The organism is Burkholderia sp. BCC1988 (assembly GCF_905339895.1).
In the GTDB taxonomy this organism is placed as follows: Bacteria; Pseudomonadota; Gammaproteobacteria; order Burkholderiales; family Burkholderiaceae; genus Burkholderia.
The window spans coordinates 103,497-115,844 of record NZ_CAJPHA010000011.1 but is presented as its reverse complement, the minus strand read 5'-3'; the positions used below and the strand labels follow the sequence as shown (position 1 = coordinate 115,844).

The following is a 12,348-nucleotide window of genomic DNA, read 5'->3' as shown; positions in this document are numbered from 1 at the left end:
CCGGTCAGGCAAGCGCTTGGGTCGTGTCCGCCAGGGCTTCCGTGTTCACTGCCCGGCCCTGGTTCATCCACTTGCGTGCGAGCTTGAGCTCGCGTGCGTTGTTGATGGCGATGACACCTCTCACATGTCCGTCGCCCACGAAAAACAGCGTCGCACGTCGCGCGGCGAGATCGCCGCGCACGACGAGCTGCGCATCGGCCGGCAGATCGCCGAGGATCTGCAGGTTCACGTCGTACTGATCGGACCAGAACCACGGAATCTCGGCGTACGGCGCGCGCACGCCGAGCACGGCCTTCGCGGCCGCGATCGCCTGGTTCTGCGCGTTCGCCCACGATTCGAGCCGCACGCGCCGCTTCAGCCAGCCGTTGTGATGGTTCGCGACGTCGCCGCACGCGAAGATCGCCGGATCGCTGGTCGCGCCGAATTCGTCGACCACGATGCCGTCGTCGACTGCGAGGCCCGCGTCGCTCGCGAGTGTCGCGTTCAGCGCGAGGCCGATGCCGGCCACCGCGAAATCGGCGTCGATCGTCGTGCCGTCCGCAAGCGTCGCGCGCACCTTCGATGCGTCGTCCGGCTGCGCGTCGAGCGATGCGAGCGCCGCGCCGAGGCGCACGTCGACACCGTTCGCGCGATGCAGGTCGAGCAGGAAGTCCGACACGACCTGCGGCACCGATCGGCCGCACAGCCGCGGCGCGCCTTCGACGACCACCGCTTCGACGCCGAGCTTGCGCGCGGTCGCCGCAACCTCCAGGCCGATCCAGCCGCCGCCGATCACGAGTACACGCCGGCTCGCGCGCAGTTTCTCGCCGAGTGCGGCCGCTTCGTCGAGCGTACGCAGGTAATGCAGGTTCGGGGTCCTGACGATCGAGTCAGGCAAGCGACGCGACGTGCCGCCGGTCGCGATCACGAGGCGGTCGTATTCGACTTCGAGGCCGCTTTCAATTTTCACCACGCGGCGCGCACGGTCGATCGACACCGCGCGTTCCGGCTGCCATGCCTCGACGTTCAGCGCGGCGAATTCGTCCGGGCGCACGACACGCACGGTCTCGATGTCCGCGTCACCGGCCAGCACGGCCTTCGACAGCGGCGGACGCTCGTACGGCAGGTGCGGCTCGTCGGCGATCATCACGAGACGGCCCGCGAAGCCCTCCGCGCGCAGCGTCTTCAGCACCCAGCCGGCGGCCTGGCCGCCGCCGATCACGACGACCGTGCGAGGCGCGGCCGGTTCCTGCGAGTTCGTTGCGCTCATGATTTGCGCTCCGTCATGAACTTGCCTTCCGGCGCCTTCGCATTCTTCTGCCGGCGCGTGTTGCCGTCGAGGCCGCCGTCGACGGCCCATTCGGCGAACACGGTCGGGCCCGGTTCGAATTCGCGCGGCTGCCATTCGGGCGTCAGCACGTCTTCGTCCGCGTAGTACTCGATCAGCGCGCCGGCCGGGTTCTGGAAGTACCAGAAATACGCGGACGACACCGGATGACGCCCCGGGCCGAGCTGCGTTTCCCAGCCGCAGCGGTCGATGTGCATGCCGCCGCCGAACACTTCGTGGATGTCGCGCACGGTGAACGCGACGTGGTTCAGGCCGCGCTTTCCATTGGGCAACGCGAGCAGGAACAGGTCGTGGTGGCCGCCGTGCGGCGCGCAGCGCATGAACGCGCCGCGGCCCGGATAGCGGTCCGACGTCTCGAAGCCGAGCAGCTCGTGATAGAACTTCTCCTGCGCGTCGAGGCAGTTCGTGAAGAACACGACGTGCCCGACCTCGACCGGCTCGGCGCGCGCATAGATCGGGCTCGGCTGGTCGACCCGCGCCGTCCGGCCCCACACGTTCGACGGCGAGCCGGTGATGTCGAGCGCGCGCTTGCGCGTCACCTCGATGCGGATCGCCATCCCGTTCGGATCGATGCAGCCGACCGCATCGTCCTGCGCGTAATAGCCGGGCTGGCCGGCCAGCTTCGTGCGCAGTGCGTCGACTTCCTGCTGCGTCGCGACGCCCCACGTGACTTCGCGCAGCGTCGGGCCCGCTTCGAACGCGGGCGGCAGCGACGGATCGTCGGCCTTCACGACCAGCACGGTGCAGCCGTTCAGCGTTTCGAAACGTGCGCGCGTGTCGTCGTGCGCGACTTCCTTCAGGCCCCAGTCGGCGAAAAAGCGCCGGCACGTCGCGAGGTCGTCGACACCGTACGTGATCTGCTCGATACCCAAGATGCTCATTGCGTCATTCCCCTTCGCTCAGTTCGCCCACGGCAGCGGCGCGTCGTTCAAGCCCCAGTAGAGGCTCTTCTGCTGCATGTACTCGCGGATGCCGAGACGGCCCTTCTCGCGGCCCATCCCGCTCTCCTTCCAGCCCGAGAACGGCGTGGAGATCGAAAACAGCTTGTACGTGTTGATCCAGACGGTGCCCGTCTCCAGTGCCCGCGCGATGCGCCATGCGCGCTTGTAGTCGCGCGTCCAGATGCCGGCGGCGAGGCCGAACACGCTGTCGTTCGCCTGCGCGATCAGCGACGCTTCGTCGTCGAACGGCATCGCGACCAGCACCGGCCCGAAGATTTCCTCCTGGCAGATGCGCGCGCTGTTCGGCAAGCCTTCGAGAATCGTCGGCTGGTAGAAGAAGCCGTCCTCGCGCCCGTCGCCCGACGGCCGTTCGCCGCCGCACAGCAGGCGGCCGCCTTCCTCCAGCCCGAGCGCGACGTAGCGTTCCACCGATTCACGATGCTTCGCGGTGATCAGCGGGCCCATCTGCGTGTCGGGCCGCGTCGGGTCGCCCACGCGCAGCTTGCGTGCGCCCGCGACTAGGCGCTTCATGAACTCGTCGTATACCGAGCGCTGCACGAACAGCCGCGAACCCGCGATGCACGCTTCGCCCGACGAGCTGAAGATGCCGTACAGCACGCCGTTCACCGCGTGATCGAGATCCGCGTCGTCGCATACGATCGTCGGCGACTTGCCGCCGAGTTCGAGCGACACGGGCATCAGCTTTTCCGCCGCGATGCGCGCGATGCCGCGGCCCACTTCGGTGCCGCCGGTAAACGACACTTTCTTCACGAGCGGATGGCGCACCAGCACGTCGCCGATCACCGAGCCCTTGCCCGGCAGCACGCTCAGCACGCCCTTCGGCACGCCGGCTTCCTCGCAGATGCGGGCCAGCGCGAGCGACACGAGCGGCGTCACCTCGGCCGGCTTGAGCACCACCGCGTTGCCGCCGGCGAGCGCGGGCGCGAGCTTCTGCGCGTCGGACGCGATCGGCGAATTCCACGGCGTGATCGCCGCGATCACGCCGATCGGCTCGTGCACGCTCATCGTCAGGTAGTCGCCGCGCGACGGCGTCAGTTCTTCGTCGAGCGTTTCCAGGCACGCCGCGAAATAGCGGAACGTGTTGGCCGCACTCGCCACCAGCACGCGCGTCTCGCCGATCGGCTTGCCGTTGTCGCGGCGTTGCAGGTTCGCGAGCGCCTCGTGACGCTGCATGATCAGGTCGGCGATCCGGTACAGCACCAGCGCGCGCTGGTGCGGCTTGAGGCCGGCCCAGTCGGCGCGCCGCCACGCGGCGTCGGCGGCCACGACGGCGTCGGCCGCGTCTTCCGCGTTCGCCGTCGAGACTTCCATGTTCAGCGACTGGTCGGCCGGATAGATGCTCGCGTAAGGCGCGCCGCGGCCGCGCCGCCACTCGCCGCCGATCAGGATGTCGCCGTTGGGTACGAGGCTCGTATCGAATGGAGTCATGTCACAAGTCCCACAAATCTGTCTCTGCGCAGCCGCCCGCGCCGTGGCGCCGGCGGCCGTTCAATGGCCCGAATGGCCGCGTCGGCCTGGTTGTCCGGGTTGTCTGCCTGCTCAGATCACGCAGCGGGCCGCGCGGTTGCGCAGCGCGCGGATCGCGCTGTACGCGGTCAACGCGGACGTCTTCGGGTTGTCGGGCAACGGCTTGCCGCTCATTTCGAGCGACATCTCGCCGAACGCGCCGCGCGCGGTGATGCGGTGCACGTTGCGTTCGACCGCCGGATCGGCGATCAGGCGCACGTGCGTCGCGTCGAGGCCGAGGCCCGCGAGCGCGACCGTCGCCGCGACGTTCGCGTTCTTCGGATACAGGCGCGCGGCGTCGCGCGCACTGCCTTCGAAGATCACCTTTTCCCCGGTCATCGCACGCAAGTCGCACAGCTCCTCGGCGGGCGTGCCGAGCCAGCCGAGCGGCGGCTTGCGGCCGACGTACAGCACTTCGTCGAGGCCGCCCTGCTTCGCGGACGCCAGCGCGTCGATGCCGCCGATCGCGCCGGACAGCAGCGTCACCGTCGTGCCGCCCTCGTCGGCCGCCTGCGACAGCACGTCGAGCAGCGCGAGGTCGGACAGCGCGCCGATCGATGCGACCGCGCAGTCGGTGCCGGCCTTCAGCAACGGCACGACGTGATCGACGAGCGCGCTGTGACCCGCGCATTCGAGCGCGAACTCGGGGCGGCGAGCCAGCGCGTCGACCGACGACACGACCTCCACCGCGCCGCCGAGCTCGCGCTGCACCGCGTCGCGCTGATGCTCGGGCACGATCACGTGCGCGACGCGCAACGACGCATCGTGCTCGACCGCGTGATACACGGCGGCACCGATCGCGCCGAAGCCGATCATCGCGACGTCGACGGGCGCATGCCCGTGTCGCTGGCCGTTATGCATACTGGCGCTCCGACGGCGTCTCTTCCTTCTTCACCGGCGGGCCCGCGAACTGCGATGCGAACGAGCCGACCGACAGCATGTCGACTTCGACCATCACCGGCCCTTCCTTCGCGATCCCTTCGCGCACGATCGCTTCCGCCTGGTCGAGCGACGTGATCCGGTAGTGCGTGAGGCCGAAGCTCGCGCAGAACTGCGCGAAATCGGGCTGGTGCAGCTGCACGAAGCAGCGGCGGCCGCCGTAGTGCGCGTCCTGGATGTTGCGGATCACGCCGTAGCACTGGTCGTTCATCAGCACGATCATCACGTTCGCGTTTTCCTGCACGGCCGTCACGAGCTCGCCGACGTTGACCATCAGGCCGCCGTCGCCGACCAGGCAGACCGTCTTCGCCGCCGAGCCGGCCAGCGCCGCGCCGATGCCCATCTGGATGCCCTGGCCGATGCCGCCGCCGAGCGCATGCACGCCCGCGCGCGGTTCGAAGATCTTCAGCAGGCGGTTGCCCCACGTGCTGTTCGAGATCGTCACGTCGCGCACCCAGTTGTAGTCGCGGCCCACTGCGCCCTGCAGCGTATCGACCAGCTTCTTGTACGGCCCGAGGCCTTCCGCCACGCTCGCGACGGCCGCTTCGCGCGCCGCCGCGAGATCGCCCGCGAACTGCGGATCGACCGACAGGCGGCCTTCGAGGCGATCGGCCAGCTCGGCCAGCACGCGTTTCGAATCGCCGTGCACGAACAGCTCGTTGCGATAGCCGCGGTTGTCGGCGAGCGCATCGGCGTCGACGCGGAACAGCGGCTGCGGCAGCGCGAGCTTGTACTTCAGCGTCTCGTTGCCGCGCAGGCGCGAGCCGACCACGACGAGCGCGTCGCAGGTCTTGTAGAACGCTTCGACCGCCGAATGCACGTTGAACGCGCCGAGCGTCGCCGGGTGATCCTCGGGCAGCACGCCGCGGCCCTGCACGCTCGTCACGACGCCGAAGCCGAGCTTCACCAGGCGTTCGACTTCCGCACGCGCATGACGCGCGCCGCCGCCGAGCCACAGCAGTGGACGGCGCTTGGCCGCCAGCGCGTCGGCGAGCTTCGCGACGCGTGCGTCATCGTGCTCGCGCACCGCGACGTGCGCCGGCGCGAGATCTTCCGGCCATTCGATTTCGGCGGCCTGGATGTCGATCGGGATCTCGACCGACACGGGGCCCGTCGGCGCCGTCTGCGCGATGCGCACGGCTTCGCGGATCGTCGGCAGCACGGTCTCGACCGTGCGCACGCGGAACGCGGCCTTCGAGATCGCATCGAGCATCGTGAGCTGGTCCGGCGCTTCGTGGATGTACGCCAGATCCTGGTCGAGGTACGGCGTCTCGATCTGCCCCGTGATGTGCAGCAGTGCCGTGCCGGCCGTCAGCGCCTCGACCATCGCGCCGGCCGCGTTGCCCGCCGCCGTGCCGGTGCTCGTGAACGCGACACCGAGACCGCCCGACACGCGGGCCAGCCCGTCGGCCATGTTCACCGCGCCCGCTTCGCCGCGCGCGCCGACATACCGGATGTTGCCGCGCGAGTTGATCGCGTCAAGGATCGGCATGTTGTGGATCGAGATGACACCGAATGCGGTTTTGACGTCGCACTGCTCGAGAAAGGCGGCAATCAGCTCGCCAACCGTGGTTTTTTTAGACATGGCGTGCAAAGCCTCCAGAAACGTCGATATGGCTGCCCGTCGTGTAGGACGACAGATGCGTTGCGAGATAAAAAAGTGCCCAGGCTGCCTCGTCGGGCTTGCCGAAGCGGTTCAGCGGAATGTTCTTCTTGCGGGCGAGCGCGCCCGTCCAGTCCTCCCAGCTTTCGCCGGCCGGCGCCTGCGCTTCGTAGCGGCGGCGCCACTGCCCCGACTCGACGATGCCGATCAGGATCGAGTTCACGCGGATGCGCTGCGGCGCGAGTTCGGTCGCGAGCGACTTCACGAGGCTCAGCACGCCCGCGCGCGCCGACGACGTCGCGACCATGTGCGGCTCCGGCTGCAGCGCGAGCAGCGAATTCACGCAGGTGATCGTCGGCGCGGCCGCATCGCGCAATAGCGGCAGGAATGCGCGCGTCGGGCGGATGATGCTGAAGTACTTCAGTTCGAGCTCTTCGCGCCACGCGTCGTCGGTCGTGTCGGCGAAAGTCGACACGCGGCCCTGGCCTGCGTTGTTGACGAGCATGTCGGCGCGGCCGAAGCGGTCGGACACGGCCTGCGCGAACGCGGCCACGTCGGCTTCGTCGAGCACGTTGCAGCGCACCGCGAGCAGCGGCGCGCCCGGATATTTCTCGCCGAGCATCGCCTCGGCGCGCGCGAGACGCTCGCCGTCGCGGCCGCAAATCGCGACCGACGCGCCGGCCTGCAGGAACCGTTCGGCAGTCGCGAGGCCGATGCCGGACGAACCGCCCGTCACCACCGCCACCTGCCCGGTCAGATCGATCTGAATCATCGCAGTCCTAAAGCCTTGAGAAACGTGTGCTCGTCATCCGAGCGGTAATTGAGCCGCCGCGACAATTCCGCCGCCGCGCGCTGCACCTTGTCGATCAGGCCGTCGGCGATCAGCGCCGCGTCGATCTCCGGCCGCGGCACCGTCACCGTGATGCACGCGACGATCCTCTGCGTGTCGTTGCGCACCGGCGCCGTGACCACCGAGATGCCGCGCTCGAACGACGAATTGCTGACGCCGTAGCCGCGCAGCGCATCTTCCCGGATCACTTCGTAGAGCGCGTCGACGGATTCCGGCGTCGCACTCGTCATCCGGTTCAGCGCGCCTTCCGGATACAGCGCCCGCAACTCCTTCAGCGACAGGTCGCCCATCAGAACGTGGCCGTGGGTCGTCGCATGCGCGGGCAGCCGCGTGCCGACGTTCACGCGAATCGAGCTGAACACCGGCGACTGGCTCTGCGCCTTCGCGACGAACACCACGTCGCGGCCGTCGCGGATCACGATGTGCGTCGTGAAGCCGGTCGCATCGCGCAGGCTCTCGATCACCGGCAGGCCGAGATCGGTCAGCTCGAGCGAGCTCAGGTATTCGAAGCCGAGCCGCAGCACGGCGATGCCGAGCTTGTAGTTGCGATCCTTGTCCGCGCGCTCGAGAAAGCCGAGCGATTCGAGCGTCTGCAGCAGACGGAACACCGTCGTGCGCGGAATGCCGAGGCGCTTGGACAGTTCCGGCGCGCCGAGCACCGGCTCGCGCGGCGAGAATTCGGCGAGGATCCGCAAACCGCGTTCGAGGCCCGGCACCACGTAGTTGGCCTCGGACTTCGCGGTGTCCGCATCCTGTTGTTGCAACGGTTCGCTCATGATGCCTCCGGTCTGGCCGCCCCAGGGGCACGTTGAAATGCATGTCGGGATTGGGCGGGCTGCGCGCCCCCAAGCGAACGAATGTGAGCGTGGGGGTAGTTCATTCCAGCCCCCGTTGACGGTCGCATTGACGGCAGAACGCATCGATCAGCGACGAGTAGACCGCCGGCGCTTCCACGTAGCCCGCATGACCGGCCTGCGGAATCACCTGCAGCCCGACGTGCGCGGCAGCGGCGATCCGCTCGCAGGCAGCCGGCGGCGTGATCGCGTCGTTCGCGCCGACCGCCACCGCCGTGCGGCCGCGAAAGCCGGCGAGATCGGACGCGAGATCGGCGTTCGCGAGCAGATGCGTGGCCTGCGCATAACCGGCCGGCACGATGCGCGCCATGTTCCAGCGTACCCATGCACGCGCATCCTCGCTCGCGAAACCCGACAGCATGTTGCCGCTGCGCTGTTCGGCGAGGCCGGCCGGGCCGAGTTCGTCGAGCATCGCGAGGCGTGCATCGCGGCGCGTGTCGCGCGTTTCCGCGGGCGCGCTGCCGTAACCGCCCGCGGGCGAGATCAGCAGCAGGCCGGCGATCCGCGCGGGCATCACGCGGGTCAACCCGCCCGCGACGATCGCGCCGAGCGAATGCCCGACCAGCACGCAGCGTTCGATGCCGAGTGCCTCGAGCCACGCGTTCAGCGACGCCGCGTAATCGGCGGCGACCGGCGACGCGCCGTGCACGGGCGTCGACACGCCGTAGCCGGGCGCATCCCACGCGAGCACGCGGCGCGACGCGCCGAGCGAGTCGAGCTGGCACACCCACGATGCGGCGCCCGAGCCGATCCCGTGCAGCAGCACGACGGGCAGCGCGCGGCCCGCATGCTGCGCGCCGGCCTCGCCTGCGCCAGCCTCACGGTAGCCGATCGTGCCCGCCGCGCCGGCCGCGCAGCGCTGTTCGGGAAACTGCCCGAGCAGCGCTGCGAACGCCGCGGTGCGGTCGCGTTCACGTTTGTCGATGACACGCATTGCTTGCTCCGCCCCGTCTCAGCGCTTGATCTTCGCGAGCGGCGAATCCGGCGGATACGTCGGCGTGATGGGCTTCGGCGAACCGAGCATCACGCACATCAGCGCGTCTTCCTCGCCGATGTTGATTTCCGTGCGGTACACGCCCGGCGGCACCGAGATCAGGTCGCGCTCGCCGAGGATCGCTTCCCAGGTCTCGCCGTCGCGCTCGCAGATCACCTTCATCTTGCCGCGCAGCACGAAGAAGATTTCTTCCACGTCGATATGGATGTGGCTCGGGCCGATGTTGCCGGCCGGAATGACCATCGTCGAGAACGTGAAGTTGCCGGCCGGCACCGTGTTGACGTCCTTCGCGACGCCCGTGCCGCCCGTGCCGACGTAGCGCATCTGCGCACGACGGTACTTCGGGTCGTAGTCGGCCTGGAACTTCAGTGCGTCCCAGTCGTAGCGCCGCGTCGCGTAGCGCGCGACGCGCCCTTCCATCCAGTCGTTGAAGCTTGCGCCTTCGGGCTGGTCCCACGACTTGCGTTCGAGATCGGCGTCCGCCATCGTCCTCTCCTTCATCAGAGTGAAAACTTCAATTCAATTCATTACGAAGCCGCCGTTCACCGGCAGCAGTTGACCCGTCACGAAGCGCGCGCCGTCCGACAGCAGGAACAGCACGGGGCCCGTCACGTCCTCGGGCACCTGCGCGCGCGTCAGCGCGCGGCCCTGCATGTAGAACGCGTGGCGTTCCGCCGGCACGTAGGCCGTCGCCTCGACTTCGGTGAGCCCCGGCGCGATCGCGTTGACCGTCACGCCGTGCGCGCCGAACTCGCGCGCCTGCGCATGCGTCATCGCGATCACCGCGCCCTTGCTGGCGACGTACGCGAGCAGCTTCGGCGCGCCCCACAGCGCGGTGTCCGATGCGAGGTTCACGATCGCGCCGCGGCCCGATTGCGCGAGGTACGGCAGCGCCGCATTGCTGACGAGCCAGACGCCGCGCACGTTCACGTTCATCACGGCATCCCAGGTCGACACGTCGAGCTCCGTCGACAGCTTGCCGCCCGAGTTCGTGATCGCCGCGTTGTTGATCAGTGCGTCGATGCCGCCGAGCGCCGCCGCGCCCTGCGCGACGAAAGCCGTGACGCTCGCCGGATCGGCCAGGTCGAGCGTGAAGAATTGCGCGGTGTGGCCGGCTTGCGTGAGCTGCGCGGCCAGCGCGCGGCCCTCTTCGGCGAGCACGTCGCCGAATGCGACCTGCGCGCCCGCTTCGACGAGCGCCTTCACGAACGCCGCGCCGAGACCGCGCGCGCCGCCCGTGACGAGCACGCGGCGCCCCGGCAGAGACACGACCGGAGCGAACTCAGCCATTCGACGGCTCCGCCGCGGCCTGCGCCGCGCGATGCGCGTCGAGCGCGGAAAGATGCTCCTGCGCACGCGTGCGCAGCATCCGGCGCACGCGCGTCATGCCGACGTCGTGCTGGTACAGGTATTCGTGATCGCGCGCGTTCGGCGCGAGGCTCTCGAGGACGTAGCGATCCTGCTCGAGCACGTCCCAGTGCAGGCCTTCGAGGCGGTTGCGGTACATGAAGCGCCACACGTCACGCTGCCAGCCGCTGACCTTGCGCGTACGCCAGAAGTAGACCTGGCAGTTGTCGCCGTCGACCGGCGTCGCGAAGCCGATGATCCCGAAGTTGCCGCCCGGGCCGAACTTCTGCTTGTACGGAATCGCGAGGCGCATCCACAGGCAGCCGGTTTCGCCGAGCTCGACCCAGTCGAAGTTCACGTCGCGCTGGCCGATCTTCTCGAACATCAGGCCCGTTTCCGTCTTCCGCACGCGCATGTCGGCCTGCTTGTCGCCTTCGGCCATCGAGTGCGACGTCGCGTGCAGGTACGCGCCGTGCATCGGGTCCATCACGTTGTCGATCGCGTACTGGTAATTGCACTTCCAGTTCGACACGCACAGGAAGTGCGCGTATTCGTCGGCGACCAGTTCTTCCGGCAGGTTCAGCGGCGCCGGCTCGCCGTGCGCTTCGTCGCCGAACCACAGGAAGATCGCGCCGGCCTTCTCTTCGACCGGATACGACTTCACGCACTTCGTGCCTTCGAGCGGACAGTTCGATACGGCCGGCACGCGGTTGACCGTGCCGCCGCCGTCGACTTCGATGCCGTGATACCAGCACGCGATGCTGCCGCCGAGGTTCCAGCCGAGCGACAGGCGCGCGCCGCGGTGCGGGCAACGGTCTTCGAGCGCATGGACTTTGCCTTCGTGATCGCGCCACAGCACGATCTGCTCGGACAGGCGCGTGAGGCCGACGGGCGCATTCGACACCTGCCAGCTGGGCGCAACGGGATACCAGTAGTTCTTGATGCCGCGGTCGAGATAGTCGCGGACCGGGTCGTGTTGTGTTTCGTGTTGTGCGGGGGACGTCATCAGTGTGCTCCGGATGCGGTTGTCGGGTCGGCGCTCAGGCGTGCGGCGCGGTCGGTGCGCTCATTCCGCCAGCGAGGCCATTTCGGCGCGGAAGCGCTCGGGCGTCCACGCCGTGCCGTCCGGCGCGCGGAAGCCGATGCGGTTCAGGCCCGCGACGACCTCGTCCAGCTCGGTCGCGCCGCTCTCGAACACGCGTTCGAGCGCATCGCCCAGATCGTTCTCGTACTGCGTCGGCTCGGCCTTGCGGTTTTGCCAGATGCGGTTCTCGACCTGGCCCGGGATCTCGATCTGCCCCTTGCCGGCGACGTTGTTCGGCTGCGGCGCCACCCACGGCTTCAGGAACGGATTGAAGTTGACGGTCGCTTCTTTCATCGGTTACTCCACCTTGATCTGGATTTCCTCGCCAGCCAGGCGCACCGCGTACTGCTTCAGCGCGCGCCCGCCCGGGCCCTTCAGGCATTCGCCCGTCTTGATGTCGAACACGGCCTCGTGCAGCGGACATTCGACCGTGCCTTCGTCGACGAACCCCTGCGTCAGCAGCGCGTAGGCATGCGGGCACACGTTCTCGAGCGCATACACCTCGTCGCCGACGCGGTAGATCCCGATTTCGACGCCATCGGTCCGCTTGAACTCGATCGGCGTGTCTTCCGACAGCGCGCCGGCGTGCCCGGCACAAACCCATTGTTCAGACATCTCACACCCTTCCTTCTGATCGACTCTCGGTTCGCCCCGGGTTTGTTCCATACCCGGAACAGCGGTTTATGGATGGTGATTATAGGAGTGACTTCCCACGAGTAAAACAAAAAGCTGCACGTCCTAGGGAAAACACCGACCGCCGGGTCGACGATCGCCGCCACTCATCTTCAAAAAGGTGATTTTTTGTTTAGTGGCAGGGATTTAAGTCCTTTTTTCAGGACGCTCGGTCCCGTGTTGCGGATCGTCACCACCCGCATCCGGCCC

Annotated in this window: 13 protein-coding genes; all 13 read right to left on the bottom strand. The window is 68.2% G+C overall.

All coding sequences use genetic code 11. The features are described from left to right. Positions 1 to 4 precede the first annotated feature (4 nt). Positions 5 to 1,249: an NAD(P)/FAD-dependent oxidoreductase gene (locus U4012_RS17650; protein WP_044843181.1), complete on the bottom strand. Its 1,245-nt coding sequence runs from the start codon at positions 1,247 to 1,249 to the stop codon at positions 5 to 7. Beyond that, positions 1,246 to 2,208 carry a VOC family protein gene (locus tag U4012_RS17645; protein WP_124520782.1) on the bottom strand — a complete coding sequence of 321 codons (963 nt, stop codon included), beginning with the start codon at positions 2,206 to 2,208 and terminating at the stop codon, positions 1,246 to 1,248. Before U4012_RS17645 ends, U4012_RS17650 begins: the two co-directional genes overlap by 4 nt. 18 nt (positions 2,209 to 2,226) lie before the next feature. Continuing rightward, positions 2,227 to 3,717, bottom strand: a complete 1,491-nt coding sequence (locus U4012_RS17640) for an aldehyde dehydrogenase (protein WP_124488176.1) — start codon at positions 3,715 to 3,717, stop codon at positions 2,227 to 2,229. Between the two features lie 111 nt (positions 3,718 to 3,828). After that, a complete protein-coding gene (locus tag U4012_RS17635; protein WP_044843178.1) occupies positions 3,829 to 4,656 on the bottom strand; it encodes an aspartate dehydrogenase in 828 nt (275 codons plus the stop codon). Continuing rightward, positions 4,649 to 6,319, bottom strand: a complete 1,671-nt coding sequence (locus U4012_RS17630) for a thiamine pyrophosphate-binding protein (protein WP_044843177.1) — start codon at positions 6,317 to 6,319, stop codon at positions 4,649 to 4,651. The genes U4012_RS17635 and U4012_RS17630 overlap by 8 nt, the downstream gene beginning before the upstream one ends. After that, positions 6,312 to 7,109: an SDR family oxidoreductase gene (locus tag U4012_RS17625; RefSeq protein WP_124488178.1), complete on the bottom strand. Its 798-nt coding sequence runs from the start codon at positions 7,107 to 7,109 to the stop codon at positions 6,312 to 6,314. Before U4012_RS17625 ends, U4012_RS17630 begins: the two co-directional genes overlap by 8 nt. Further along, positions 7,106 to 7,963: an IclR family transcriptional regulator gene (locus U4012_RS17620; protein WP_044843175.1), complete on the bottom strand. Its 858-nt coding sequence runs from the start codon at positions 7,961 to 7,963 to the stop codon at positions 7,106 to 7,108. Before U4012_RS17620 ends, U4012_RS17625 begins: the two co-directional genes overlap by 4 nt. A gap of 100 nt (positions 7,964 to 8,063) precedes the next feature. Further along, on the bottom strand, positions 8,064 to 8,975 hold the full coding sequence (locus U4012_RS17615) for an alpha/beta fold hydrolase (protein WP_044843174.1): 912 nt from the start codon (positions 8,973 to 8,975) through the stop codon (positions 8,064 to 8,066). Positions 8,976 to 8,993: 18 nt separating this feature from the next. Further along, positions 8,994 to 9,521, bottom strand: a complete 528-nt coding sequence (locus U4012_RS17610) for a cupin domain-containing protein (protein ID WP_034180369.1) — start codon at positions 9,519 to 9,521, stop codon at positions 8,994 to 8,996. Between the two features lie 33 nt (positions 9,522 to 9,554). Next, positions 9,555 to 10,325, bottom strand: a complete 771-nt coding sequence (locus U4012_RS17605) for an SDR family oxidoreductase (protein ID WP_044843173.1) — start codon at positions 10,323 to 10,325, stop codon at positions 9,555 to 9,557. Next, positions 10,318 to 11,388, bottom strand: coding sequence for an aromatic ring-hydroxylating oxygenase subunit alpha (locus U4012_RS17600; protein WP_044843172.1), 1,071 nt, complete (start codon positions 11,386 to 11,388; stop codon positions 10,318 to 10,320). The genes U4012_RS17605 and U4012_RS17600 overlap by 8 nt, the downstream gene beginning before the upstream one ends. 60 nt (positions 11,389 to 11,448) lie before the next feature. After that, on the bottom strand, positions 11,449 to 11,760 hold the full coding sequence (locus U4012_RS17595) for a recombinase-like helix-turn-helix domain-containing protein (RefSeq protein WP_044843171.1): 312 nt from the start codon (positions 11,758 to 11,760) through the stop codon (positions 11,449 to 11,451). A 3-nt stretch (positions 11,761 to 11,763) separates the two neighbouring features. After that, positions 11,764 to 12,081: a non-heme iron oxygenase ferredoxin subunit gene (locus U4012_RS17590; RefSeq protein ID WP_006758060.1), complete on the bottom strand. Its 318-nt coding sequence runs from the start codon at positions 12,079 to 12,081 to the stop codon at positions 11,764 to 11,766. Positions 12,082 to 12,348 lie beyond the last annotated feature (267 nt).

Bases quoted from the DNA above. Each gene is read 5' to 3' on its own strand.
- U4012_RS17650 (WP_044843181.1), bottom strand. From the start codon at position 1,249: ATGAGCGCAACGAACTCGCAGGAACCGGCCGCGCCTCGCACGGTCGTC.
- U4012_RS17645 (WP_124520782.1), bottom strand. From the start codon at position 2,208: ATGAGCATCTTGGGTATCGAGCAGATCACGTACGGTGTCGACGACCTC.
- U4012_RS17640 (WP_124488176.1), bottom strand. From the start codon at position 3,717: ATGACTCCATTCGATACGAGCCTCGTACCCAACGGCGACATCCTGATC.
- U4012_RS17635 (WP_044843178.1), bottom strand. From the start codon at position 4,656: ATGCATAACGGCCAGCGACACGGGCATGCGCCCGTCGACGTCGCGATG.
- U4012_RS17630 (WP_044843177.1), bottom strand. From the start codon at position 6,319: ATGTCTAAAAAAACCACGGTTGGCGAGCTGATTGCCGCCTTTCTCGAG.
- U4012_RS17625 (WP_124488178.1), bottom strand. From the start codon at position 7,109: ATGATTCAGATCGATCTGACCGGGCAGGTGGCGGTGGTGACGGGCGGT.
- U4012_RS17620 (WP_044843175.1), bottom strand. From the start codon at position 7,963: ATGAGCGAACCGTTGCAACAACAGGATGCGGACACCGCGAAGTCCGAG.
- U4012_RS17615 (WP_044843174.1), bottom strand. From the start codon at position 8,975: ATGCGTGTCATCGACAAACGTGAACGCGACCGCACCGCGGCGTTCGCA.
- U4012_RS17610 (WP_034180369.1), bottom strand. From the start codon at position 9,521: ATGGCGGACGCCGATCTCGAACGCAAGTCGTGGGACCAGCCCGAAGGC.
- U4012_RS17605 (WP_044843173.1), bottom strand. From the start codon at position 10,325: ATGGCTGAGTTCGCTCCGGTCGTGTCTCTGCCGGGGCGCCGCGTGCTC.
- U4012_RS17600 (WP_044843172.1), bottom strand. From the start codon at position 11,388: ATGACGTCCCCCGCACAACACGAAACACAACACGACCCGGTCCGCGAC.
- U4012_RS17595 (WP_044843171.1), bottom strand. From the start codon at position 11,760: ATGAAAGAAGCGACCGTCAACTTCAATCCGTTCCTGAAGCCGTGGGTG.
- U4012_RS17590 (WP_006758060.1), bottom strand. From the start codon at position 12,081: ATGTCTGAACAATGGGTTTGTGCCGGGCACGCCGGCGCGCTGTCGGAA.